Here is a 24,816-nt window from a genome sequence, read left to right as displayed (position 1 = left end):
TTGAGCCAAAGCGGGAAGAGTGGATGGCAGCTTGGCTCCCACACGTGCTCTAGGCACCGCGATTTGTCAGCTTGCCATCCACCCCTCTCACCCCAGACTTTACCTTGATCAAAGACACAAGCGAGCTTGCTCGCGAAAAATCCGGGTCAGGCACTGGTGCTTTCACGGTTCTCGGACTGCGCCTGGGTCGCAGCCTTTTTCTCCTGCACCACGATATAGAACTCTTCGCCGTGCTTGACCGCACCGTACAGCACGGCTTTTTCGATCAGTTCGGTGCCGCGCAGGTGGCGCAGCATCATCGGGTCTTTGCGCAGGTCGCGGTACAGCGCCACACACAGCAGGACCATGACAATCACGAACGGCAAGGCCACCACGATGGTCAGGTTCTGCAACCCGGTCAGTGCCTCGCCCGGATTACGCGGGTCACCGATGGCCAGCATGATCGCCGCCACCGTACCGGTCAGTGCGCCCCAGAAAATCACGGTTCTGCGCGACGGTTCGGTGGTGCCGTGCTCTGACAGCGTGCCCATCACCAACGATGCCGCATCGGCGCCGGAGACAAAGAAAATCGCCACCAGAATCATCACCAGCACCGAGGTGGCCGAGGCCCACGGATAACTGTCGAGCAACTGATACAGCGCGGTGTTGCTATTGACCGCGCCCTCGATCAGGGTGAAGGAGCCGTCGCGCAGTGCATCGATACCGGCACCGCCGAAGATGGTGAACCACACCAGGCTGACCAGGCTCGGCACCAGCAACACCCCGCTGACGAACTGGCGAATGGTCCGGCCACGGCTGATGCGGGCAATGAACATGCCTACGAAGGGTGTCCAGGATATCCACCAGGCCCAGTAGAACACGGTCCAGCCGGCCAGCCAGCTGTCCATCTGCTGACCGCCGCTGGCACTGGTGCGGGCCATCATTTCTGGCAGCAGCTTGATGTAGATGCCCAGCGAGGTCGGCAGCAGGTTGAGCATCAGCAGGGTCGGGCCGACGATAAACACAAACAGCGCCATGACCAGCGCCAGCACCATGTTGGTGTTGGACAGCCACTGGATCCCCTTGCCGATACCGGACACCGCCGAGGCGATGAAGGCGATGGTCAACAGGGTGATGATTGAGACGTAGAACAGCTTGCCGGGATGCTCGATCCAGCCGTTGTACTCAAGGCCACCGGCGATCTGCAAGGCGCCCAGCCCCAGCGACGCGGCCGAGCCGAACAGCGTGGCGAAGATCGCCATCATGTCGATCAGCCGCCCCAGCGGGCCGTTGGCATGGCGCCCGATCAATGGCCGGAAGGCAGTGGAAATCAACTGCGAGCGGCCACGGCGAAAGGTGCCGTAGGCAATCACCAGACCGATGATCGCGTACATTGCCCACGGGTGCAGGGTCCAGTGGAACAGCGTGGTCGCCATGGCCACCTGCATCGCCTCGCTGGACTGCGCCACCGCCGAACCCGGCGGCGGGTTGACGTAGTGCGACAGCGGCTCGGCAACCCCGAAGAACATCAGGCCGATGCCCATGCCGGCGCTGAACATCATCGCCACCCACGACACGGTGCGAAACTCCGGCGCTTCACCATCGCGGCCCAGCGGCACCTTGCCGTAACGGCTGGCCGCCAGCCACAACACGAAAATCACGAACAGCGTCGAGGTCAGCACGAAGAACCAGCCGAAGTGCACGATGACCCACGATTGCGCCGTGGAGGCACTGGCCGCCAGACTCGCCTGGTTGATAAAGCCCCAGGCGATGAACGCGATGGCCAGCACACTGGTGACGCCAAACACGATCCAGTCGATGGTGCCTTCCAGATGCCGGTCACGGAAGGCTTCTTCGGTTTGCGAGGGATCGGTTACGCCGAGGGCCAGCGTATCCGGGTTGTATTCTTGTGCCATAAATGATGACGCCCCTGTGTGGGTTCCTGGACGCTGCAGGTTTTTTTGTTATTGGGGTCAGCAGCCTTGTGCCAAATCCTTGCGGGCGTAAAAGCCACTTGCATTCAGCGCGCATCGCGACGTCCGGGACCGACGTGTACGGGTTGCCGGAGGCGATTATGCGGCGCTGACGGACGCCGCCTGTTCCGATACCGGCGTGGGGCATTCATTGCGCGACTCGCCTGTGGATAAAATGAGATCCGGCAGAGACACCGCTGCAAGCAATGGCATGGAAGTCCAGGCTCATCAATAAAGTCGCATGCGCTGCATGCTGGTATGAGTTCGCCAAACTACGGCTGTCCGCCTGTCATCAAACAGTGGTACGTTTAAATTACCCTCCGCGTATCCCGCCCTGTAGACGATCAACAAGGATGAGCCATGAAGAAGCTGGCCTCGGTAGATGCCGATATCTACCATAAGCACTACGCTGACGACGCCTTTGGCAGGACGCATCAACAGGCGCGACTGGAAAATACCTACATTGTTACTTATGCCAACTATGAAAAATTGCGCAACACCGGCTATTTTCTCAATCAGCATTTTTTCAAAAAATCCTGGCGACCCAAGGTCATCATCGGCATTGGTGGCCTAGGCCACAAACTCCAGCGAGATACGTTTGAAGAACAACTCGGATTGCTCATTAAATTTCTGCCCGCGCATGTCGAACTTTACGTTCATGCTGCCTGCCATGTGAAGATGCTCAGTCACGACACTGACACGGTACTGGGTTCACAGAATATCTCAGGCACTTCGATGCCCTATCTTGAGTCCGGCTCAAGCTCTGGCACCCGTCACCATGAGGTACAGATCCAGTTTAAAGATGAGTCTCTGTCCTGCGCCAAAGCACTTTTTGAGGAAATACTCTGTGACCCCAGCCTGCACCTGAGGCTTTTCAGAAACAGTGACGCTACTGCCGTCGCGACCCATTTACTAGCCGGCTTCGCACTAGAGGGCCATCGACGCAAAATCGACTTCACCCGAAACTTGGGTGTACTTCTAGGCCAGGATATCGAACACCCTTCTCATATCGATTACGAACCGGCGCTTGAAAAAAACCATTATCTGGTAACGGCAGCAGCAAAGATCTACGGCGCAGCAGCTGTCACAAAAATTCATCTGAATGAGTTATTCGATATCCTCTACGTCGACGGTGACGATTTTCCATTGAATGAAGCGTTCACCAACTATGTGTTCGAAGTATCAAGTTTGCTGGAAGCTGTCAGCGAGGACACCGTACCGGACAAAGCGTCGCTACTGGATGTGTTAAGAGCGGTCTATTCTCGGGAAATGCCAGTGGTCGAAGGCGAACAGCTGGATGAGTTCGTCGATATGCTCAAAACCGTTATCGAGCGCCATCACGCCACGGAGCGAGGTGAGTTCGTCAATCGTCATCAGCATCGGCTAACTCATCAGGTCATGGAAAATCCGGACTATGCGGAACGGGCTGTTTCCATGGCTCGGGATGGCGACGGAAACCTGGATGAGTATGAGGTGCGTAGCGCGCTGTTGAACGACGCTATTGACCCGCGACGCTACATGGAGGTACTGGATCTGTCAGACTTTGTCGCCGACGTACACGAGGAGATCGAAAAGGCTTATATCGCAGCGGTGGCCAGCACGTTCGCAGCACTTCATGAAAGACATGCAGCGTTGCTGCAAATCTATCAGCGTGAACTGACCAGCCAACCGTGAGGTGAGTCGATGATCAAGGCATGAAGCCCTCGCTTCACGAACTAAAGCCATTGGCCAGAGTCAGCGTATCAAGATGTTTCACTGCTCCGCTGACCTGCCGAGATCATCCACTTGAACGACCAGACCAAGAACCGTCGCAATGAGCTGTCGCTGGATGGGCTGAATTTCTTTCTCGCCGACGTGCGCGACGGATTGGGGCCGTATCTGGCGATTTACCTGCTGGCCGTGCACAACTGGGAGCCAGCCAGTATCGGTCTGGTGATGACCGTTGCCGCAGTGGCAGCGCTGCTGACCCAGGCACCGGCGGGCGCGTTGATCGACCGCACCACGGCCAAGCGTGCCGTGGTGGTGCTTGCCGCGCTGCTGGTGACCGGCAGTTGCCTGCTGCTGCCGTGGCTGACATCGTTCGGCCTGGTGGCGCTGACCCAGGCTGTCAGCGCCATCGCCGGCTCGGTGTTCGCCCCGGCCATCGCGGCGATCACCCTGGGCATCACCGGCCCGCGGGCCTTTACCCGCCGTACCGGGCGCAACGAGACCTTCAACCATGCCGGTAATGCCTGTGCCGCGCTGCTGGCCGGCGGCTTTGCCTGGCTGTTCGGCCCGGTGGCGGTGTTTTACCTGATGGCGGTGATGACGCTGGGCAGCATTGTCGCGGTCAGCCTGGTATCGGCCAAGGCCATTGACCATGACGTTGCGCGGGGCTTCAGCCCGGAGTCGGCGGGCAGTCACGGCCAGCCGTCCGGGCTGCGGATCTTGCTCAGCAACCGGCCGCTGCTGTGGTTCGCGGTGTGTTGCGCGCTGTTTCACCTGGCCAATGCGGCGATGCTGCCGCTGGTCAGCCAGAAACTGGCGCAGGTCAATCTGCAACTGGCCACACCGCTGACCTCAGCGTGCATCGTCGCCGCGCAATTGGTGATGGTACCCATGGCATTACTGGCCGGTGCACGTGCCGACCAGTGGGGGCGCAAGCCGTTGCTGATGGCCGGGTTTCTGATTCTGCCGCTGCGCGGTGCGCTGTACGTGGTCTCTGATGAACCATTCTGGCTGCTGGCGGTGCAGTTGCTCGATGGCATCGGTGCCGGGCTGTTTGGTGCGTTGTTTCCGGTGGTGGTCAAAGACCTGACCCAAGGCACCGGGCGTTTCAACGTCAGCCTGGGCGCCTTGTCAGCGGCATTCGGCCTGGGCGCGGCACTCAGCCCTGGCCTGGCCGGCCTGGTGGTCCAGGCGGCAGGCTACAATGCCGCGTTCCTGACCCTGGCGGCGATTGCCGGGGTAGCCTTTGTGCTGCTGTGGCTGACCGTGCCGGAAACCTCCACGCGCACTTCCAACAGCGCCGCGGCCCAGCCTGCCGCCACCCTCTGAGTACCTGCCATGCCTGCATTAGACCCGACGACGGGGATCTGGACCGTTGCCGCCCTCGCAACCGCCGCAGTGATCCTGCGCCCCTGGCGGGTGCCGGAATTTGTCTGGGCGCTCGGCGGCGCGGTGCTGTTGATTCTGCTCGGCTGGCTGCCGCTGCCTGCCGCGCTCAAAGCCGTGGCCGAAGGCGGCGATGTGTATCTGTTTCTGATCGGCATGATGGTCCTGGCGGAACTGGCCCGCCAGCAGGGGCTGTTCGACTGGCTGGCGATGTATGCGGTACAGCACGCCAAAGGCTCTGGCCAGCGGCTGTTCAACCTGGTGTTTCTGGTTGGCACGCTGGTTACGGTGTTTCTGTCCAACGATGCCACCGCCGTGGTCCTGACCCCGGCGGTGTACGCCGCCTGCCGCGCCGCCAAGGCCGAGCCGCTGCCTTATCTGTTCATTTGCGCGTTTATCGCCAACGCGGCCAGCTTCGTACTGCCGATTTCCAACCCGGCCAACCTGGTAGTGTTTGGCAGCCAGATGCCGCCACTGCTCGACTGGCTTCGGCAATTCAGCTTGCCGTCACTGGCCGCCATTGGCCTGACTTACCTGATGCTGCGCCTGGCCCAACGCAAACAGATTCGCCAGCCGCTGGCCACCTGCATCGACCTGCAGCCGCTGCCTGGCGGCGCGCGCCTGTGTGCGTTCGGCCTGGTCCTGACCGGCATCGTGCTGCTCAGTGCCTCGGCGCTGGACCGGCCACTGGGCCTGCCGACCTTTTGCGCGGGTCTGGCCACCGCCGGGCTGATCCACCTGCGTCAGCGGCGCAGCCCGCTGCCGGTGCTCAAGGGCGTGGCCTGGGGCGTGCTGCCGCTGGTGGCCGGGCTGTTCATGCTGGTCGAAGCGGTGGCACACACCGGCCTGACTCAACGTCTGGCCCACGGCCTCGCGGCACTGGCGCAACACTCCGAAGCCCAGGCCGGCTGGGCTGCCGGCATCGCTGCAGCACTGGCCGGCAACCTGATGAACAACCTGCCGGCCGGCTTGATCGCAGGCTCCATGGGCCAGATGGCCGAACTGCCCGGCAGTACCACTGCGGCTCTGTTGATCGGCATCGACCTGGGGCCGAACCTGTCGATCACCGGGTCACTGGCGACCTTGTTATGGCTGGCAGCGATTCGCCGCGAGGGCGAGCATGTGGGGGCGTGGGGGTTTCTGAAACTGGGCGTGCTGGTAATGCCACCGGCGTTGGTCGCGGCGTTGGCGGCGTTGTTGGTTTAAAAGGGGCGTTGACATCCTCCCCGCCCTAAAGAGCGGGGATTCCTACCGCTAGACGGCGATGCCCCGCCGCGAGAATGTTCCGGGCCGCGTTTACATCACGGTCGTGGGCTGTACCGCAGCACACGCAGGTCCATTCTCTTATTCGCAAACCGGCTCTACCTTTCGGACTGCTGGTGGAAATGCTTCCACAGCACGAGCAGGTCTGGGTGGTATAGCGCTCGGCTACAACCTCAAAAACAACGCCTGCCCGTTGGCATTTCTGCTCCAGCATTGTCTTGAGTTGGCCCCATCCTGCATCAAGCGTGGATTTGGCCATTTGAGTCTTTACGAGTTTGGCGCTGGCTACATCGCCAACGAAAATGGCGGCGCAGCGCTCAACCAGGGCGGTTGAGAACTTGTGTTGCGCATCCTTGCGCCGGTTCCTGATCCTGGCATGGAGGGCGCGAACACGTGCCCTCTTGCCAGCACGCTGAGCGATGCCCAGCTTCTGCTCCAGGGTGCGATATTCGCGCCCGACCAGCACCTGGCCCTCAGACGTTGTAGCTGCCGCTTTAAGGCCCAGGTCGATGCCAACTGCGGCAGTGCCGATACACGGCTTGCTCTCAACCTGCACGCAGATATTGAGATACCAGCGCCCCCTGGAATCTTCACTGAAACTTCCGGCCCGTAGGGCGTACTGGCTTAAACCGTAGCTGTCCCACAGGCCAAACCTGAACCCGGCGAAATGAACCTGACCATTCTTGTATTGCAAGGCACGAGCCTTGAATGGAATCCAGCCCAGGCTGTATTTGGGGCTGCTCCTGCTGGACACCCGCCAATTGAGCCTGGAACGCTTGAACTGCTTGCGTGCCTTAGCGTAGTCCTCGCAAACCTGCTGCACGGTTGGCGAGCCGATCTGCACGCCGTCGCATTTGCTTAATCCATTGGTCAGCTTTTGCAGGTCAAAACCGGAGAGCCACTGGTGGCGTTCCCGGATGGCGCGATGACTCGTTTCATTGCAGTAGTTCCACACCATATTGACCTCGCGCGCCATCGCAAGCAGCGTTTTCGCGTGCTTGTCTTTGATTCGGAGTTTAAGGGTCTTGGTGTGGGTCATGGAATGAATTATGGTTTGGTCTTTCAAACCATGGCAAGGGATATCTACGTGGCGAGGCCTCGCAAGAATGATGGTGATTTGCGGCATGGAAGGCATTGCGTATTTGCCTTGCATGCTCATTTGGTCTTTGTAACAAAATATCGACGCAACGTGTTCAAGAAAGAACACCTGGATGCCATGCAAATTATTCTTGCCAACGTCTGCAAGGATTTCGACGCGCAGTTGGTCGAGTTCAACGGCGAACACGATCATGTTCACCTGCTGATCAACTATCCGCCGAAGGTGGCGTTGTCGAATCTGGTGGCTTCACTCAAGGGGGTATCATCCAGACTGCTGCGTAAGCAGTTCGGGGATTTCCACCCCTGGCTCAAGCGAAGAGGTGTCCTCTGGTCACCATCCTATTTCGCCTCTAGCTGCGGCGGTGCGCCGATTGAAATCCTGCGCCAATACATTGAAGAACAGCAGACTCCCCACTAGGACGCCTGCGGCGTCCGCGCTCTCGACCTCGGGCTAAACCCTCGAGGCTTCTCGCGCATATGGTGAATAGTGATTTCAGCTACTGAGGTGTCCAGAGCCACTAGACCAATGCACCTGATCATCAGCCTCAATCACGATTCCAGTGCACATTTCCTGGTCGCCCAGACGAATGAAAAACTCCTTGAACATGTGTATCTCTCCTTGAAATGGCTGAACGAGTACAAGCATGAGAAAAAAGACTGACATCCTGACCAGCGTACTGCTGAACGTTGATTGAGAAACGGGCTACATACTCGTAGGCAGCGTCGGTGGCCATCACCTGTTGCACTCTTTCCAGTCTGGTTAATCTGCGCAGCACTCACTGCAAAATCAGTAAGTCGGGTTTGGCGACCTGAATTTCTAACCCCCAGCGACTTCCCCATAACGTTGCAGGTATCATCCTGCCCGTTAGTCCGTTATGGCTGTTGTACGTGGGAGACCTGCGGGTCTGCCGGGGTTGGGGCGTGACCTGGTTCGCCAACCCGCGTACAACTGCCACCCTTATCGTTTGGCGACGGTCCGTGGCAGTTTCACTCCCCGAGGAAACGCTTATGACTGCTATTAACCCAAACAATCCCTGTACCGAACACTTCGAAGCCATTCCCTTCATCCGCCACCACCGCCAGTTGCGCACCACCCTGAGCGACGGTCAGGCGTGGTTCTGCCTGAGCGACCTTGCCCGCCTGATGGGCCGGCGCCTCGACGAGCGCTCGACGCTGAAACTCGACCCCGACCAGCGCCGCACGGCCTGGCTGGAAACCTTCGGCGACTTCGAACGCTGCACGCTGGTCAGCGAGTCCGGCTTCTTCGCCCTGCTGGTCCACCACTACGTGCCGGAAAACCGCACCCTGCGCCGTTGGCTGACCCACGAAGTGCTACCGGAACTGCACCGGCGTCATGACCGGTTCATCGAGTTGCCGAGCGTGAACAGCCTGGACTGGCTGGGCAATTCGTTGCAGTTGCTGCACTGGCGTAATGAAAGCTGGGTGCGCTGGAAGGACATGCCGGGGGTGCTGGTGGAGATGCCTGAGCGCAGACCCCTGAGCCTGTGGCGGCGTGTGCTGCGCTGGGTCCAAGGCTAGGGCTCGCCAGCCCTTCAATCAGACCTTGAAACTACGGCTACACAGATCGATAAACGCGCGCAGCTTGGGCTGGTTTCTGGCCGTTTTCGAGAAGTACAGGAACAGCCCGTCGCTGCCGGGTGAGCAAAGCACCGCTGTTTGAAAACCGGGTGGTGGTCGATGGGCGATTGGTTACCGGCCAGAATCCGGCTTCGGCGACGGCGCTGGGTGAGGCCGTGGTCAAGGCGTTGCAAGCCAGGGCCAAGTGAGGACAAACCATCGCCGGGGCTGGCGCTTCTAGGCTCTACCCGGCTTACGCCCCCGCGGGCTGGCCTTGGCCGGCACACTATTGCCGTAGGTCTGCCACCAGACGGTCAAGGCCTCCATGGTCGGCCCCAATGCCCGCGCTTTGTCGGTCATCGCGTACTCCACCCGTGGAGGGACTTCGGCATACACCGTGCGGGTGATCAATCCGTCACTTTCCAGCTCGCGAAGTTGCGCAGTCAGCATGTGCTGGGTGATGCCGCCAATGGCCTTGCGCAGTTCGCCAAAACGATAAATGCGCTCGTTCAACAGCCACATGATTTCCAGTTTCCACTTGCCGGAAAGCAGCGCAAAGGCGCGGCGCATTTCCTCATGCATGTTGATGGCCGGGGCTTCAATAGTCTGGTTTTCCATACTAGGTATCACTATTTCATCCTACTTGTGGATATTCATCTTAGCCGACATTGTTGATTAAAGGCTCTGTTGAATACCGCGAGGAACACCATGTTTGAACTGTCTCTGTATTGGCTCAGTACGTTGTTGCTGGCACTGCTGTACCTGCTTTCGGCCACTCTTTATGTCGTGCGCCGGGACTGGGCACGCCAGGGGCTGGTGGAGCTTGGCTACCCGGACCATCTGATGAACGTTCTCACCGCCGTGAAGTTGCTGGCGGTGGTTGCGATTCTGTCGCGCGTCAGTGTGGCGCTGAGTGATCTGGCGTATGCCGGGGTGCTCTACCACCTGCTGTTATCGGCGCAGGCTTACTTCGGCGTGCGCAATCCTCGGGGTGCGCTGCCGGCGTTGATCGGCCTGGTGCTGCTGGCGGTTTCCTTTACCACCCAGAACAGCGCACGCGAAATCCCCTCGCCTTACCTGCCGGCCACAGCGGCCTATTCCCAGTCCTCACACTGAACGGAGAACTTGCGATGTCACGTCTTGATGGAAAAGTAGCGATTGTTACCGGTGCCGGTCGCGGTATTGGTCGCGCCACAGCCCTGTTGTTTGCCGCCGAAGGTGCCCGCGTCGCGGTGCTGTCACGCACAGCGGAAAATGTGCAGCAGGTGGTCGCGCAGATTCAGGCCGCAGGCGGCAAGGCGCACGGCGTGGTGTGCGACCTGGCAGAGCCAGAACAGATCACTGCGGCGATCGCGCAAGTGGTCAGTGTCTACGGGCAGATCGATATTCTGGTCAACAACGCTTTCGACCCGGCGCAGGTGTCTGCTTCGGTGCTTGAGCTGTCAGCGGAGCAACTGCAACGCAATTTCGAGCTGGGACCGGTGGCTTACCTGCGCACCATGCAGGCTTGCTATCCCTGGCTCAAAGCCAGTGGCGCAGGTCGGGTCATCAACTTTGCCTCACTGGCCGGGGTGGTCGGCCTGCCGGGCTATGCGCCGTACAACATGGCCAAGGAAGCGGTGCGCGCCCTGACCCGCTCGGCGGCGCGTGAATGGGGGGCCGACGCGATTACCGTCAACAACGTGCTGCCAGTGGCCGAAACCTGGGGCGATGCCGTGGTACCACCACCCAGTAATGTACTGGGCCGCTATGGCTCACCGGAACACGACATCGCACCGGTGGTGCTGTTTCTGGCCAGCAAGGATGCCCAGTACCTCACCGGCTACAGCCTGACGCCCGATGGCGGGCAGATCATCGACAGCGCGCGCTAGCCTGCGCGCCCTGCCGCGCCACGGTTGGTAATGCAGCACCGCCAGCACGTTGAGGTCGCCGTTTATCTGCCTGAGCACTACCATGAGCCAACCGGTCCGCAGGACGCAAAAGCGCTATAAGGAAAGCCATGCCCTACCGCACCCAGCTTCACCACAACGGCTACGCCCTGCTGCGCCAGGCCATCCCCGGCCAATGGCTGGCGCAGTTGCGTCACACCTTCGACAGTGGTCTGCGCCCTTCAGACCAGTGGCCTGTGCCACGCGGCGCTGACTGGCGGCATTCGATGCTCGATGACGATGCGCAAGTCCAGGCGCTGTGCCGGTTGCCACAGTTGCTGGCGGTGGTGGGCGAGTTGCTTGGCGAACGGTTCTTTCTGACTCAGGTCGAGGGTCGCGAGCCGGTTGCCGGGGGCGGTCATCAGCGCTTGCACCGCGACCTTTCAGCGCAGCGGCCGGGGGATACAGTGAGCGTGCTGGCCTATCTGGATGACTATGGCCCGGACAACGGCGCCACCCGCATTGTGCCTGCCAGCCATCGACCCGTACCGCAGGCGCCGCCGTTCGATTTCACCGATGAGTCAGGCGCCATACAGTTGAGCGGCTCGGCGGGGGACATGCTGGTGTTCGATGTCGACCTGGTCCACGCGGGCAGCCTGAACCACAACGGTGCCCGGCGGCGGACGCTGTTGATTGGCTATGCGGTAGAACAGTTGCGCGACGCGTACGCGCAGACCGCGAGCCTGCGCAATGTGCGCATGGACACCGGCGAGAGTTTTGCACCTGCGGATTTTGCCCTGCCGCGCACCTGATATCATGCCGGCCTGCCCACGCCGAGTAGCAACCATGAACCGCCAGAAAAAAATCAAGCAGCTGTTGAAGGCCCATGCCAAAAAGGCCAGTGCCAAGCTGGCACCGAAAAAGAAATGCACCTACGTCAGCAAGGCTGATCGCTTGAAACTGGCGGCTGAGGCTCAAGCCGATGTGCAGACGCCGGTGTCTGCGCCAGACTGAAGGCCCTGCCCTGATCAAGCATCCAACTGATGCTGCTCCAGCAGAAAGTCGACAAATACCCGAACCCGCGCCGGCATCGCCTGGCCGCCGACGAACACGGCATGAATCGGCTCGACGTCGCCGGGGTTGTAGGCATCGAGCAATGGCACCAGTTCACCGCGCTTGAGGTCTTCAGCCACGCTGAAGGTGCCGATCCGGGCAATGCCGGCACCGACTCTGGCCAGTTGCGCCAGCGCCTCACCACTGCTGCATTCAATGTTGCCGGTGATCTTCAGGGCAAACGGCTGCCCGTCACGCACAAATGGCCAATCGGGTTCGGCCCGGCGAAAGTTGAAGCGCAGGCAGTTGTGTTGCAGTAAATCTTCCGGTGCTGTCGGGGTGTCGTGGCGTTGCAGGTAATCGGGGGATGCGACCACCACCTGACCGGTTTCGCCAATTCTTCGAGCGGTCAGCGGGCTGTCGGGCAAGTTGCCGAAACGTATCGCCACATCCGCCTCACCGGCGAGGATATCGACCACTTCATCGCCCAGGGTCAGGTCGACGACGATCTGTGGATAGCGCGCACTGAACGCTGCCACCAGCGGCACGATGGCCAACCGACCGTGCCCAAGGGCGGCGCTGACCCGCAAGCGGCCCTTCGGTACGCCCTGGGCGGCGATCGCTTCTTCGACCTCGGACATGTCGGCCAGAATCCGCCGGGCACCGCGCAGGTAGGCTTCGCCTTCGCAGGTCAGGGTCATCGCCCGGGTGGTGCGCAACAGCAAGCGGGTGCCGATGCGCTGCTCGGTACGGGCAATGATCCGGCTCACCGCTGAGGGCGTCAGCCCCAGGGTGCGTGCGGCTGCCGACAGGCTGCCTTCTTGTGCCACGGTGGCGAACACCTGCATTTCACCGGACCGGCCATTGACGTCCATTTGTGCCCCTCACGCAAAGGTGTTTGAACTCAAAGCGCTCTAGCGCACTTTAAAGGCGGATCGTAGCATTTAACGCACAGATCCAGGAGCCTTCTCATGCGTATCAATCCCCCTCTTATCGCCCTCGCCATGGGTGCCTTTGGCATCGGCGTCACCGAGTTCGCCCCGATGGGCATGTTGCCTGGCATCGCGACCGACCTGGGTGTGTCGATTCCGGCCGCCGGCCTGCTGGTCAGTGCCTACGCGCTCGGCGTGCTGATCGGCGCGCCGCTGATGACCCTGACCACCGGCAGAATCCCGCGCCGCTACCTGTTGATCGGCCTGATGGCGATCTTCACTCTGGGCAACCTGATGTCGGCGCTGGCTACCGACTACCAGAGCCTGCTCATCGCCCGGGTGGTGACCTCTCTGAACCACGGCGCGTTCTTCGGCGTTGGCTCGATTGTCGCGGCCAGTGTGGTGCCGCCAGACAAACGTGCCGGGGCGGTTGCTGCGATGTTCATGGGCCTGACCCTGGCGACCATTGGCGGCGTGCCGCTGGCCAGTTGGTTTGGTGAATTGCTCGGCTGGCGCACCGCGTTCTGGGGCATTGCCGGCCTCGGTGTGCTGGCGATGGCGGCACTGTGGTTCGCCCTGCCGGATCTGCCGCTGGCCAAAAGTGACGGCGTGCTGGCCGAGATCCGCGTGCTGGGCCGCGCGCCGGTGCTGGCCGCACTGGCCCTGACCGTCATCGGTTCGGGGGCGATGTTCACCGTGTTCACCTACATCGCGCCGATCCTGCACAGCGAAACTCAAGCCTCGACCGCCTTTATCACGGCCATGCTGGTGCTGTTCGGGGTGGGTCTGACGCTGGGCAATATCTGGGGCGGCAAGGCTGCTGACCGCTCCGTGGACCGCACGCTGATCGTGTCACTGAGTGTGCTGATCGCCATCTTGCTGGCCTTCACCGTGTTGATGCGCTGGCCGCTGCCGGCGGCGGTCGCCATTCTGATCTGGGGCGCCGCCAGCTTTGCGCTGGTGCCACCGTTGCAGATGCGCGTGATGGAGGCCGCCAAAGACGCGCCGAACCTTGCCTCGGCCGTGAACATCGGCGCGTTCAACCTCGGCAATGCCATCGGCGCCGCGTTGGGGGGTGCAGTGATCAATGCCGGGCTGGGTTATCCGGCGATTTCCCTGGCCGGTGCGGTAATGGCCGCGCTGGGGCTGCTGATGGTGCTGGCTCTGGCCTGGCGCTCCAGATCCGCTGCGGCGGCGCAGCATGAGGCGAACGCGGCTTGAGCGCCTTAGTCATGCTCCAAAGCATAACGCCGACAATGCGCCAGATAGCCCATTTCATGCGCGCCGACCAGTTGCACAACGCTGCTCCATAACCATGACGGCGCATCCAGGCTGCGGGTACGGTTGCTTTGCAGCACATCCATCCACTCCAGCCGGGTGGCGAGGTCCATCTGCCGGGCATGCGCCTGACCAACCACCCGCGCCAGGTAACCGGCCGCCTCCATGGCCTGGCGCGAATCAAGCTGATCCAGCTCCAGTTTGAGGTCTTGGGGCAGCAGTTCACGGATGAAAAACGAATGCTCCAGCAACCGCACCGCCAACATCCGGTTACCCAGCCCCGGTGATAACTGCCGGGCGCCCTCGACCACCCGCTTGCCGTTATCACGCGGCATCCCGACCCGGGCGGCACGCGGCGCAGCAGCCGCTACGGCTTGCTTGATGTCCAGCAGGCAATAGTCCACGCCATCACCGTCGTCCACACTCAGCAGCACCGCATAACGGCGCAGCCCCAACGAGCTGCAACCCTTGACCCAATAGGCGCAGTCGAGCAGCTCAACGTCACTGGCATGGCTACGACCTTTAAGCGAGGTGACCAAGGCGTGGATTTCAGGGGTCACGCACAGCAGCTCGATGGCCTGGCGCTCGGCTTTGCTGAGTTTCCAGAAATGCTTGCCCAATGGCAGGGTCAAGCGCGCGCCCTCGATGCGCTCTTTGGCCAGATGCTTCCAGGTACGCTGCACGGCGCTGCGCATACCGGCCTTGACCTGCGCCGGGCGTGGCGGCTCGCGCTCCAGGCTGGTTTCAAACGCCAGTTCGTAGCCACGGACCATTTCTTCGAGCATCCGCGCGGTGGTCACCCCCGGCAGGTCGGAGCCACGTGCGGCGGTGGCCAGCGACAGTGCCAGACGCACCAGGTCATGCACAGGGTTGCCGACCACGGCCTGGTCCAGGTCGCGGATATGCACATCGATGCCACCCTTCAGATCACCAGTCGGCCCCAGATTACCGGCATGGCAATCCCCGCAGATCCATACCGCCGGACCGCTGGGCAGACGCCGCCCCGGCTGGCTATGCAGCCACTCGTAAAAATGCACGGTGCTGCCCCGCACGAAGGCATGGGCAGAGCGGGCCATTTTCAGGTTACGCAGTTGATTGAGGTGCGGCAGACGATCAGCGGGTCTGGGTGTTTTCATGCAGGGCTGGCTGGTAATGGCTATGCGCTATTGACCACAGCAGTGTCACAGTTGTTTCAGAGTATTTCAAAAAACACCTCTTTCACTCCCCTCGACACGTGAAGATCACGGCTCGACACAGCGCCTGTTCAAGCCGAACAACAACAGCGCGATCAGGCACGCGGTGGCCTGGATCGCCCCCAAAGTAACCACCGGGGCAAATTCCAGCACCGACCCCAGCCAGGTCGTAAAGGCCGCCGCCGTCATGGTCAGAAAGCCCAGCAGTGCAGAAGCCAGGCCGGCCTGTTTGCCAAACGGGCTCAGGGTAAGCGCGGTGCCCAATGGATTGGCCAGGCCCATGCCCCACAGGAAGATCACCATCGACAGTGAATACCAGCCTAGCCCCGGATCCCTCGGGCCAAGCCACAGCAGGCATCCGGCCAATAGCGCGGTGGCCAGCCCCGAGGCGGTAACGGTGCGGCTGCCAAAGCGCCCGGCCAGCCGTGGCGCAGCCAGGCCGGCGGCGAAGACGACAAATACCGTGGCGGCGAAATACAACCCGGTCTGTAGCGAGGACAAGCCCATGCCGTCCATCAAAATTGCCGGGGAGGCGCCGAAGCTGGCGAACAGGCCGCTCATCAACAGGCTCATCGCGGCCGCCGGCAAGATAAACGCAGGGTTACCGAGCAACCCGCCGTAGGCGCCCAGCACCTGGGCCGCTGGCAACGCCACACGGCGCTGCACCGGCAGTGTTTCGCCAAGACCGCGTGCATAGCTGAGCGCGATGATCAGCGCGGCGATGCCGACCATGATAAAGATCGTCCGCCAGCCCAGCGTGTTGCTCAGCAGGCTGCCGAGCAACGGCGAAAAACCGGGAGCGGTCGCGGTGGCGATCATGGTCAGCGACAACGCCCGTGCCAGGGTCTCGCCCTCGAACAGGTCGCGGGCGATGGCTCGCGCCAGCACTGCAGCGGCACACGCTCCGAGGGCCTGAATCACCCGCCCGGCAATCAGCACGTCAAACGAGCCGGCCAGGCCGGCAACCAGTGTGCCGACCACAAACAACGCCAGACCACCGAGCACCAGAGGCCGGCGGCCAAACCGATCGGCCAGTGGCCCGACCAGCAACTGCGCCAGCGCAAAGGTGATGAAGAAGCTCGACAAGGTCAGGCCCAGCTCTCGTGCAGTGACGCCCAGCTCCTGGCCAATCTGCGCAAAGGCCGGGAGGATGATATTGGTCGACAGCACGCTGATGGCCGACAAGCCGGCCAGCAAGGCCACGACTTTACCGTTTAGCGCAGGCCCCTGCTGCACCGCCGCAACCTCGCTTTGCGTTTTCATGACTGAGCCTGCCAATGGCGAAACAGCACACTGGCATTGACCCCGCCAAAGCCAAAGCCATTTGACAATGCATGGGTCAACGCCATCGGCCGGGCGTGACAGGCGACCACATCAAGGCCGGTGGCGGCGTCATCAGGGTGGTCGAGGTTAAGGGTCGGCGGGACGATCTGGTCACGCAACGCCAGCACCGTGAAGATCGCCTCGATACCGCCGGCAGCGCCCAGCAAGTGGCCGGTGGCGGACTTGGTGGAACTGATCGCCACCTTGGAATCGGTGCCGAACAGCGCCCGAATCGCCGCCAGTTCGCCCTTGTCGCCGACCGGTGTCGAGGTCGCATGGGCATTGATGTGCTGCACCTCGTCGACGCTCACCCCGGCCTGTTGCAGCGCTTGCTGCATGGCGCGCCGCGCCCCGCTGCCATCTTCAGGGCCGGCGGTCAGATGCCAGGCGTCAGCGCTGGTGCCGTAACCCACCAGCTCGGCCAAGGGCGTAGCACCACGGGCCAGGGCATGTTCCAGCGACTCGATGACCAGCAACCCCGCGCCCTCGGCCATGACGAAACCGTCACGCGCCTGGTCGAACGGCCGTGATGCGCGCCGGGCATCTTCGGCAGGCGCGGTAGACAACGCCCGCGCCGCAGCAAAACAGCCGAGGGTGACCCGATCAATCGCCGCCTCGGTGCCGCCACATATCGCGATATCAGCTTCGCCGCTGCGGATCAGCCGTGCCGCGTCACCGATGGCCTGCACCCCCGCCGCACAGGCGGTGACCGGCGCGCCCAGCGGTCCTTTGAAACCATGGCGGATAGACACATGCCCGGCGGCCATATTGGCGAGAAACGACGGCGCGGTGAACGGTGACAACCGTTTTGGCCCGCGGCCATCGGTGGTGCGCACCGCCTCGGCCATGGCCCCGAAGCCGCCTACGCCCGAGGCGATGATGGTGGCGGTGCGTTGCTGCTGCGCTTCGCTGACCGGGTGCCAGTCGGCCTGCTCCAGTGCCTCATGGGCCGCGATCAGGGCGAACTCGATAAAGCGGTCCATCTTCTTGCGTTCTTTGGCCGGGATCACCTGCTCGGGCTGATAGCCGCCCAGGGGGTCTTGCGCAAGGCTCGGCACCTGACCGCCAACCGCGACCCCGGTGCCGGCAGTAATCTCATCCGCCAGCTTGTCGATACCCGACTGGCCGTCGAGCAGCCGTTGCCAGACCCGCTCTACCCCGCAGCCAAGCGGGCCGACGATGCCGGTGCCGGTGACCACGATACGTTTGCCACTCTGAGAATGGGTCATGGGTGTCGCTGCTGAATGTGTCATCTAGGTTGCCCCCGGTTCAGGTAGTGAGTTGAGTCTTGCTGCGAGGAGAGTGAATCTTGAAAGCGATCGCATACATCGCCGGGAGAAACACCAGGGTCGTCAGCGTACCGACCAGCGTGCCGCCGATCAGGGTGTAGGCCAGCGTGCCCCAGAACACCGACTGGGTCAGTGGCACAAAAGCCAGGATCGCGGCCAGCGCCGTCAGCAACACCGGTCGGGCGCGCTGCACGGTGGCCTCGACCACCGAATTGAACGGGTCGAGACCTTCACGCTGGTTGTGATGGATCTGGCCGATCAGGATCAAGGTGTTGCGCATCAGGATGCCTGAGAGGGCGATCAGCCCAACCAGTGCGTTGATCCCGAATGGCTGCTGAAACAGCAGCAGGGTCGGCACCACACCGATCAGGCCCAGCGGCGCGGTAAGAAACACCATGACCATCGCCGCCATCGAGCGCACCTGAACAATGATGATCAGCAAGGTCAGGGCGAGCATGATCGGCAGCAGCGGCGCGATGGCCTTGCTGGCCTTGAGCGACTCTTCGATGGAACCGGCCATTTCGATCCGGTAGCCCGGCGGCAGAGTCGCGATGACCGGCTGCAGGTCGTTCCAGATCAGCGCCGAGACATCCGGCGGTTGCAGCCCCTCGGCAATGTCGCCGCGCACGGTAATGGTCGGGGTGCGGTCGCGGCGGCGCAGCACGGGCTCTTCCATGCGCACCTCGACCTCGCCGACCTGCGACAGCGCAATGCGCTGGCCGGCCGTACCGACCAGGGTGAAACCGGCGATCTTTGCAGGATCGAGGCGGATATCACCGGCGGCCCGCGCCAGCAACTGCACAGAGCGAATGTCTTCGCGCACCGCGCTGACCGCCACCCCGGACAACAGAAACTGCAGTTGTTGGGCAACGCTACTGGAGGTCAGGCCGAATGCTTGCAGGCGATCCTGATCCAGCGCGAAATGCAGGGTCGGCACCCGCGCGCCCCAGTCGCTGTTGACGGTTCTCATCATCGGGCTGGCCTGCAGCACGCCCTGCACCTGAGTGGCGATCAGGCGCAGTTGCTGCGGGTCAGGCCCCATCACCCGATAAGCGACCGGGAACGGCGAGTACGGACCGAACACCAGTTGCGTGACCCGCACCCGCGCCTGTGGCGCCAGACCGTCGGCCACTGCGGCACGCAGGCGCTGCTTGAGCGCATCACGCGCAGCCTGGCTGTCGGTCAGCACCACAAGCTTGGCAAAGGACGGGTCAGGCAGTTCCGGGGCCATCGCCAAATAGAAACGCGGCGGTCCCTGGCCGACATAGGTGGTGACGATCTGCGCCTCTTGCTGCTCGCGCAGCCACGACTCGACCTTGATCGCGGTGGCATGGGTCTGTTCGATGGAAGTGCCGTACGGCATCTGTACCTCAACCAGCACCTCGGGGCGGTCGGAGGTCGGGAAGAACTGCTTTTTCACCAGCCCCATACCCAGCAGCGCAACGATGAACGCAACGATCACCGCCCCCGCGACCGACCATTTACCTGCGATGACCCTGCTCAGCAGCCGACGAAAACGGTTGTAGTGGCGGGTGTCATAGATGGCCGCATGACCGCCGGCAACCTGTTTGATCTCCGGCAGCAGCTTGACACCCAGATACGGCGTGAAGGCCACCGCGACCAGCCAGGACGCGATCAGGCCGATGCCGACGATCCAGAACATGTTGCTGGTGTATTCACCGGCCGTGGAGTGAGCAAAACCGTTGGGCATGAAGCCGATGGCGGTGACCAGCGTGCCGGACAGCATCGGCGCTGCGGTATGGCTCCAGGCGTAGGCCGAGGCCTTGAGACGGTCATAGCCCTCCTCCATTTTCACGACCATCATCTCGATGGCGATGATCGCGTCGTCGACCAGCAAACCCAGCGCCAGAATCAGCGAGCCCAGGGTAATGCGGTCAAAGTTCTTGCCCGTGGCAGCCATGACCACGAACACCACCGCCAGGGTCAAAGGCACAGCTGCCGCGACCACCACGCCAACGCGCCAGCCCATGCTGATAAAGCAGACCAGCATGACCACCAGCAAGGCGACCACGAACTTGACCATGAACTCGTTGACCGACGAGCTGATGTTCACCGACTGATCAGTGACCTTGGCCAGGGTCATGCCCAGTGGCATAGCGGCGTTGATCTGCGCCGTTTCCGCGTCCAGCGCCTTGCCAAGGTCCAGCCCGTTCCAGCCATCACGCATCACGATACCGAGCAACAACGCCGGCTCGCCGCCGTTACGGACCAGCAATGTCGCGGGGTCTTCGTAACCCCGTTCAACCGTCGCCACATCGGACAACTTCAAGGTCCGCCCGTTGACCACCACTGGCGTGCTGCGAATGGTCTCCAGCTTGTCGAACGCCCCCTCCAGACGCACGATCACCTGCGGCCCGCCGGTTTCGATCGAGCCGGCGGGGGTCAGCGCATTCTGGTTATTGAGCGCCGCAAAGATCGCCTGCGGCGCAATACCCAGCGTGGCCAGCCGCTCATGGGAAAACGACACGAAAATGCGCTCGGCCTGCTCACCGATGATGTTGACCTTCTTCACGCCAGGGACGTGCAACAGCCGCTGGCGCAGAGCCTCGGCATCACGCACAAGCTGGCGCGGCGGCTCACCTTTGGCTTTCAGGGCGAACAACGCGAACGTCACGTCAGCAAACTCGTCGTTGATCATCGGACCGATGACACCTGCCGGCAGATTTCGCGCCTCGTCGCCCAGCTTCTTGCGCGCCTGATAAAACTCTTCCTGGACTTGCCCGGGAGGGGTGCTGTCGAGTAGCGAGACCATGGTGAACGCCAGCCCTGCACGGGTGTAGGTTTCACTGCGGTCGTACCACTTGAGCTCCTGCATGCGCTTTTCCAGCGGCTCGGCCACCAGATCCTGCATCTGCTGCGCCGTCGCGCCGGGCCAGGCACTGATGATGGTCAGTTGCTTTACGGTAAAGGGCGGATCCTCGGCACGCCCCAACTGCAAGAACGCGAGAATTCCGGCCCCGGCAATCAGCACGATGACGAACAGGGTGACCGCGCGCTCGCGCACCGCCAAAGCAGACAGATTGAAACGCCCTGCGCTCATGGCTGGCTCCCGGCAACCCGGTTGGCATCGAGCAACTCACGCCGGACCGACTCACCGTCATGCAGCAGGTGCGCACCCAACGCCACGACCTGCTCTCCCACCGCGAGCTGGCCGACGACACGCGCCGTGTCGTCGCCAACAGCCAGCACCTGCACGTTACGCCAGGCCACCTTGGTCGGCTCACCAGCAATCAGCCAAACGCCGGGACCACTGCCGGGATCGTAAAGGGCCGCAATCGGCACCTGCACTGCGCCGCTGCCGGGCGAGTCCTGGGCGATATCGAGTGTGACGGTCGCCCCGAGCGGCGCCTGGGCCAGCGCGCCCTGCAGCACATAGCGGGCTTCGAAGGTACGGGTGGTGGCATCGGCCGCTGCAGACAGCAGCCGCAGGGTTGCAGGCAGCGCCGGGTCACGGCTGCCGTACAGCGACGCCTGCGCCGTCGAGCCGGTGGCCGGGCGCAGCGTCTCGGGCAAATAGACAATCGCCTCACGTTGCCCGGCCCGTGCCAGCCGGACCACCGTTTGCCCGGCGCTGACCACCTGCCCCGGTTCGGCCAGAGTCTCGACCACCACGCCGTCAGCGTCAGCCAGCAGTACCGCGTAGCTGGTTGCATTACGCGCCACATCGGCCTGGGCTTGCGCGGCACTGAGCTGTGCCCGAGCCGCGTCGGCAGCCGCCTTGCTCTGGTCGTAAGTGGATGCCGAAACGGCGCCTGCGGCAACCAGCCGGCGATAGCGCACCTCGTCCTGGGCCGTCTGCCTGGCAAGTGCGCTGGCCGAGGCGACCGCTTCGAGCTGCGCTCGCGCCTGGAGCTGGAGATCCACAGGATCAAGGCGCAGCAGCGGCTGACCACGCTTGACCGTTTGCCCGGTATCGACCAGCCGCTCCAGCACCTTGCCTGACACACGAAAACCCAGGTCACTCTGGGTACGTGCGACCACCACACCGCTGAACGAGCGATTTGTCTCAACGGCGCGCGTCACCGTTGCAGCCCGGACCAGCGGCGGCTGGGTACGCGGATCGTCGCTGACCGCTGGATCGCCACACGCCGTCAACAGGACGGGCAGCACGCAACCGACAAGCAGGAGAGATTTGAGGCGCATGGGATCCCTTACTCAAGAGCAATACGAGACCCACATTCTTTTACTAGTGACCAATATTGTCAATGGTCACTTATTATTTACGGCGCCAGGCTACGCAAGATCATGGCCGGCAATTGCACGGTCGCTTCACCGGTAGCGTCGAGGTTGTATTGCAGTTGTGCAGGGTTGATGTAGGGACGCATGACCAGACAGATCGCGCTGACCACATCATCCAGCGGGGTCTTGCGCTCAAATTCGCCGGCTTCGCGGCCATCAACCACGATCTGCTGGATAATTGCGCGAATTCGCGCTTCATGTTCAAGCACCGACGGCCACTGCTCACGTGATGCAACAGCAGCAATGTCGTAAAGCTTGCGGTCATGGAAAAACAGGTCGCTGCCCGCTTCGCAAAGCGTCCGGAACAGGCACCTCAAGCGCTCCGAGGCAGACGAGGCACCGGCAGTCGCAGCCTCAATGGCCTGCATGATCATCGCCAGACGGTTGGCGCAGATCACCTGGCCGATGGCCTGCTTTGAGTCGAAAAACTTATAGATGTAGGCCTTGGAAAAACCGATGGCCTTGGCCAGATCCGACACCGTGGTCTTCTCATAGCCGTAATGCGCGAAATGGCGGCCTGCCGCCTCGATGACCTGATCGCGGACACTGTGATCAAGGGGGCCGCGGGTGGGCGCTGGGGGGGTATTTTCATTCATGTGCGCAGCTTGACTCCATGATGACTCGAAAGACCGTTAAGTGACCGATCAATAATATGGTCACAATCTATCTGTGTCCAAAAAGGGCGCGAAGTTCTGTTGACCGGCAAATACTGCCCTCAATGTGACGCCCTGCAATGGCCGCTATGGTAATGGCTATTCAGACAGGCCGGGCGCTGCGCCGGGCGATCAGAGGTTTTTCGCGCTAACGCAGGCATAATGCCCACACTTGGCTGCGGGCCAGAATCATCGACTGTTCTGGCCCGCAACTGCCATGAGCTGGTGCATCGGAATGGCTGCACTGACACGTTAATCCGTAGTTACGACTGACAAGGCAGTGATCGTCGCGACTTACCGCTCCAGATACGGGTGCACTTGAAAGCGTTTTAGCACCCGCTGAGGTCGTACCCAGATGCACGCTAGCGAACAAAGCCTTGAGCAGAAGTCTTTTGCTCAGTTACGCCCGCTGAAAATCTCCAGCGAAATGCTCGCCGTGCTGGCATGCACCCTGGTCGTCGCACTGGCCCATGCCAGCCAGGGGATTTCCCTTTGGCTGTATGGCTACTGCCTGGTAGCCGGTGTGGCCTGTTTGCTCACCTGCAAGGCTCGCACCACCCGGCATCTGTGGCTGACCGGCATGCTGCACCTGTGTGCCTGCACCGCCTGCCTGGGTTCGGTGGCGGTTGCCATCGGCACGCCGGTATTCTGGTTTTTGCCCATTGGTCTGGTGCTGAGCCTGCCGGTCTCGGCTATGCATGCCCATCCAGGCCACGCCCTGAGTACCGGGGCGGCGATCTGGGCCACGTTGTTTGCTGTGGTGCAGCCCGACTTCGGCCGGCAACTGGACCTGGTACTGGCGCTGGTGTTGATCACCGGCAGCCTGCTGGTCGCCACACTGGTGTGCAGCACCTTCTCCAAGACCCGCAAAGACGTATTCGACCTGCAATACCAACTGCATGACCATCGGGGCGCGACAAGCCCCGCCGTTCAGGGCGGGGAAGGATAGCGCGGACGGCGTAGCCGTCCCTGGTTGCAGTGGGGTGTCTGCTGCTACTCGATGGACGCACCGCCACAGGATGATGCGCAGTAACACGGCGACACAGTATGCCTTCTATGGCGATCTTTCGTTACAAAGACCCCATGGGCATGCAGCTTGAAAACACCGTGCCGTCCGCGCCTAATGTCGCCTTCATTGCTCATGGCTCAAGAGCAGCATGCAACGACTTCAAGCCTTCAAGTACGAACTCATGCCAGACGGCCAGCAGGAGCGGCAAATGCGCCGCTTTGCCGGCTCCTGTCGCTTCGTCTTCAACAAGGCACTGGCGTTGCAGAAACAGCGCCACGAGCAAGGCGAGAAGAAGCTCGGCTATGCGGGCCTGTGCAAGTTGCTGACCGAGTGGCGCCATAGCCCGCAAACCGCATGGCTGGCCGATGCGCCTGTTCACCCGTTGCAACAGAGCCTTCAAGGATCTGGAGCGGGCCTACACCAACTTCTTCGCCAAGCGAGCCGACTTTCCCCGGTTCAAGAAGAAGGGGCAGCGCGACAGTTTCCGCTATCCCGACCCGAAACAGATCAAGCTCGACCAGACCAACAGCCGCCTGTTCTTGCCCAAGCTGGGCTGGCTGCGTTACCGCAACAGCCGCGAGGTGCCTGGTACTGTGAAGAACATCACCGTGAGCCAGTCGTGTGGCAAGTGGTTCGTGAGTATCCAGACCGAACGCGAGGTCGATGAGCAGCCCACGGCGCAGGGGGCGGCAGTTGGCATCGACATGGGCATTGCCCGGTTCGCCACGCTTTCGGATGGTTCGTTCTACGCACCACTGAACAGCTTCAAACGCCATGAAACCGCGCTGTGCAAAGCGCAGCAGGCGATGAGCCGCAAGGTCAAATTCAGCCGCAACTGGAAGAAGGCGAAAGCCTGCGTCCAGCGCATTCACTCGCGCATCGGCAATGCCCGCCGCGACTACCTGCACAAGTGCTCCACCACGATCAGCCAAAACCACGCGATGGTGTGTATCGAGGACTTGCAGGTACGCAAT

23 protein-coding genes and 2 pseudogenes are annotated in these 24,816 nt (G+C 61.9%); 14 read left to right on the top strand and 11 right to left on the bottom strand.

The window, feature by feature from the left end; genetic code table 11:
* Positions 1 to 146: 146 nt before the first annotated feature.
* Complete coding sequence (locus NJC38_RS28205) at positions 147 to 1,895, bottom strand: BCCT family transporter (RefSeq protein WP_253118080.1); 1,749 nt, start codon at positions 1,893 to 1,895, stop codon at positions 147 to 149.
* Positions 1,896 to 2,312: 417 nt separating this feature from the next.
* On the opposite strand from NJC38_RS28205, the gene NJC38_RS28200 reads away from it, so the two are divergent.
* The 3 genes from NJC38_RS28200 to NJC38_RS28190 all read left to right on the top strand — a co-directional run bounded on the left by NJC38_RS28200 (position 2,313) and on the right by NJC38_RS28190 (position 6,251).
* Complete coding sequence (locus NJC38_RS28200) at positions 2,313 to 3,626, top strand: hypothetical protein (protein WP_253118079.1); 1,314 nt, start codon at positions 2,313 to 2,315, stop codon at positions 3,624 to 3,626.
* 111 nt (positions 3,627 to 3,737) lie between these two features.
* Entirely contained in the window at positions 3,738 to 4,988 is a 1,251-nt protein-coding gene (locus NJC38_RS28195; protein WP_253118078.1) for an MFS transporter, read from the top strand.
* A 9-nt stretch (positions 4,989 to 4,997) separates the two neighbouring features.
* Positions 4,998 to 6,251 (top strand): arsenic transporter, encoded by a 1,254-nt coding sequence (locus NJC38_RS28190; RefSeq protein WP_045481738.1) that lies wholly within the window; start codon positions 4,998 to 5,000, stop codon positions 6,249 to 6,251.
* A 25-nt stretch (positions 6,252 to 6,276) separates the two neighbouring features.
* Here the strand turns inward: NJC38_RS28190 and NJC38_RS28185 are convergent, their stop codons facing one another.
* Positions 6,277 to 7,347, bottom strand: a complete 1,071-nt coding sequence (locus NJC38_RS28185; protein WP_253118082.1) for a transposase — start codon at positions 7,345 to 7,347, stop codon at positions 6,277 to 6,279.
* Positions 7,348 to 7,377: 30 nt separating this feature from the next.
* On the opposite strand from NJC38_RS28185, the gene tnpA reads away from it, so the two are divergent.
* The 3 genes from tnpA (at position 7,378) to NJC38_RS29105 (ending at position 9,193) form a co-directional block, all read left to right on the top strand.
* The gene (tnpA, locus tag NJC38_RS28180) at positions 7,378 to 7,824 is read left to right on the top strand and encodes an IS200/IS605 family transposase (RefSeq protein WP_084710187.1); all 447 of its coding nucleotides are present in this window, start codon (positions 7,378 to 7,380) and stop codon (positions 7,822 to 7,824) included.
* Positions 7,825 to 8,414: 590 nt separating this feature from the next.
* Positions 8,415 to 8,945, top strand: coding sequence for a Bro-N domain-containing protein (locus tag NJC38_RS28175; protein WP_253118077.1), 531 nt, complete (start codon positions 8,415 to 8,417; stop codon positions 8,943 to 8,945).
* A gap of 119 nt (positions 8,946 to 9,064) precedes the next feature.
* Positions 9,065 to 9,193 (top strand): hypothetical protein, encoded by a 129-nt coding sequence (locus tag NJC38_RS29105; RefSeq protein WP_290447430.1) that lies wholly within the window; start codon positions 9,065 to 9,067, stop codon positions 9,191 to 9,193.
* Positions 9,194 to 9,221: 28 nt separating this feature from the next.
* Here the strand turns inward: NJC38_RS29105 and NJC38_RS28170 are convergent, their stop codons facing one another.
* Positions 9,222 to 9,602, bottom strand: a complete 381-nt coding sequence (locus NJC38_RS28170; protein WP_290447429.1) for a helix-turn-helix domain-containing protein — start codon at positions 9,600 to 9,602, stop codon at positions 9,222 to 9,224.
* 90 nt (positions 9,603 to 9,692) lie between these two features.
* On the opposite strand from NJC38_RS28170, the gene NJC38_RS28165 reads away from it, so the two are divergent.
* From NJC38_RS28165 to NJC38_RS28150, 4 genes are all read left to right on the top strand, one after another.
* Entirely contained in the window at positions 9,693 to 10,100 is a 408-nt protein-coding gene (locus NJC38_RS28165) for a DoxX family protein (RefSeq protein ID WP_253118076.1), read from the top strand.
* Positions 10,101 to 10,114: 14 nt separating this feature from the next.
* Positions 10,115 to 10,855: an SDR family oxidoreductase gene (locus tag NJC38_RS28160; protein WP_253118075.1), complete on the top strand. Its 741-nt coding sequence runs from the start codon at positions 10,115 to 10,117 to the stop codon at positions 10,853 to 10,855.
* 128 nt (positions 10,856 to 10,983) lie between these two features.
* On the top strand, positions 10,984 to 11,664 hold the full coding sequence (locus NJC38_RS28155) for a phytanoyl-CoA dioxygenase family protein (RefSeq protein WP_253118074.1): 681 nt from the start codon (positions 10,984 to 10,986) through the stop codon (positions 11,662 to 11,664).
* Between the two features lie 34 nt (positions 11,665 to 11,698).
* The gene (locus tag NJC38_RS28150; protein WP_084709814.1) at positions 11,699 to 11,866 is read left to right on the top strand and encodes a DUF2986 domain-containing protein; all 168 of its coding nucleotides are present in this window, start codon (positions 11,699 to 11,701) and stop codon (positions 11,864 to 11,866) included.
* A gap of 14 nt (positions 11,867 to 11,880) precedes the next feature.
* Here NJC38_RS28150 and NJC38_RS28145 read toward each other — a convergent pair whose 3' ends face one another.
* Complete coding sequence (locus tag NJC38_RS28145; RefSeq protein WP_253118073.1) at positions 11,881 to 12,780, bottom strand: LysR family transcriptional regulator; 900 nt, start codon at positions 12,778 to 12,780, stop codon at positions 11,881 to 11,883.
* Between the two features lie 96 nt (positions 12,781 to 12,876).
* Here NJC38_RS28145 and NJC38_RS28140 point away from each other — a divergent pair, with 96 nt between their 5' ends.
* A complete protein-coding gene (locus tag NJC38_RS28140; protein ID WP_253118072.1) occupies positions 12,877 to 14,058 on the top strand; it encodes an MFS transporter in 1,182 nt (393 codons plus the stop codon).
* Between the two features lie 5 nt (positions 14,059 to 14,063).
* Here NJC38_RS28140 and NJC38_RS28135 read toward each other — a convergent pair whose 3' ends face one another.
* From NJC38_RS28135 to NJC38_RS28110, 6 genes are all read right to left on the bottom strand, one after another.
* Complete coding sequence (locus tag NJC38_RS28135; protein ID WP_253118071.1) at positions 14,064 to 15,251, bottom strand: DUF2252 family protein; 1,188 nt, start codon at positions 15,249 to 15,251, stop codon at positions 14,064 to 14,066.
* Between the two features lie 105 nt (positions 15,252 to 15,356).
* Entirely contained in the window at positions 15,357 to 16,571 is a 1,215-nt protein-coding gene (locus NJC38_RS28130) for a multidrug effflux MFS transporter (RefSeq protein ID WP_253118070.1), read from the bottom strand.
* Positions 16,568 to 17,860 carry a beta-ketoacyl-ACP synthase II gene (gene fabF, locus NJC38_RS28125; protein ID WP_253118069.1) on the bottom strand — a complete coding sequence of 431 codons (1,293 nt, stop codon included), beginning with the start codon at positions 17,858 to 17,860 and terminating at the stop codon, positions 16,568 to 16,570. Before fabF ends, NJC38_RS28130 begins: the two co-directional genes overlap by 4 nt.
* A 40-nt stretch (positions 17,861 to 17,900) precedes the next feature.
* Positions 17,901 to 20,981, bottom strand: coding sequence for an efflux RND transporter permease subunit (locus NJC38_RS28120; protein ID WP_253118068.1), 3,081 nt, complete (start codon positions 20,979 to 20,981; stop codon positions 17,901 to 17,903).
* Entirely contained in the window at positions 20,978 to 22,084 is a 1,107-nt protein-coding gene (locus NJC38_RS28115; RefSeq protein WP_253118067.1) for an efflux RND transporter periplasmic adaptor subunit, read from the bottom strand. The genes NJC38_RS28120 and NJC38_RS28115 overlap by 4 nt, the downstream gene beginning before the upstream one ends.
* 77 nt (positions 22,085 to 22,161) lie before the next feature.
* Complete coding sequence (locus tag NJC38_RS28110) at positions 22,162 to 22,776, bottom strand: TetR/AcrR family transcriptional regulator (RefSeq protein WP_045481779.1); 615 nt, start codon at positions 22,774 to 22,776, stop codon at positions 22,162 to 22,164.
* 412 nt (positions 22,777 to 23,188) lie between these two features.
* On the opposite strand from NJC38_RS28110, the gene NJC38_RS28105 reads away from it, so the two are divergent.
* Positions 23,189 to 23,782: a hypothetical protein gene (locus NJC38_RS28105; RefSeq protein ID WP_253118066.1), complete on the top strand. Its 594-nt coding sequence runs from the start codon at positions 23,189 to 23,191 to the stop codon at positions 23,780 to 23,782.
* Between the two features lie 101 nt (positions 23,783 to 23,883).
* On the opposite strand, the pseudogene NJC38_RS28100 reads toward NJC38_RS28105, so the two are convergent.
* Positions 23,884 to 23,976 (bottom strand): annotated as a pseudogene (locus NJC38_RS28100) (IS200/IS605 family transposase); the annotation flags it as partial.
* Positions 23,977 to 23,990: 14 nt separating this feature from the next.
* On the opposite strand from NJC38_RS28100, the pseudogene NJC38_RS29195 reads away from it, so the two are divergent.
* Both NJC38_RS29195 and NJC38_RS28095 read left to right on the top strand, forming a co-directional pair.
* Positions 23,991 to 24,074 (top strand): annotated as a pseudogene (locus tag NJC38_RS29195) (helix-turn-helix domain-containing protein); the annotation flags it as partial.
* Between the two features lie 133 nt (positions 24,075 to 24,207).
* Positions 24,208 to 24,816: transposase (locus tag NJC38_RS28095; RefSeq protein WP_253118065.1), on the top strand; the 609-nt coding region annotated here is incomplete at its 3' end.

The organism is Pseudomonas sp. 21LCFQ010, assembly GCF_024129905.1.
Classification (GTDB): domain Bacteria; phylum Pseudomonadota; class Gammaproteobacteria; order Pseudomonadales; family Pseudomonadaceae; genus Aquipseudomonas.
Note: the sequence above shows the minus strand (reverse complement) of the source record. Positions and strands in the feature narration are given on the sequence as shown.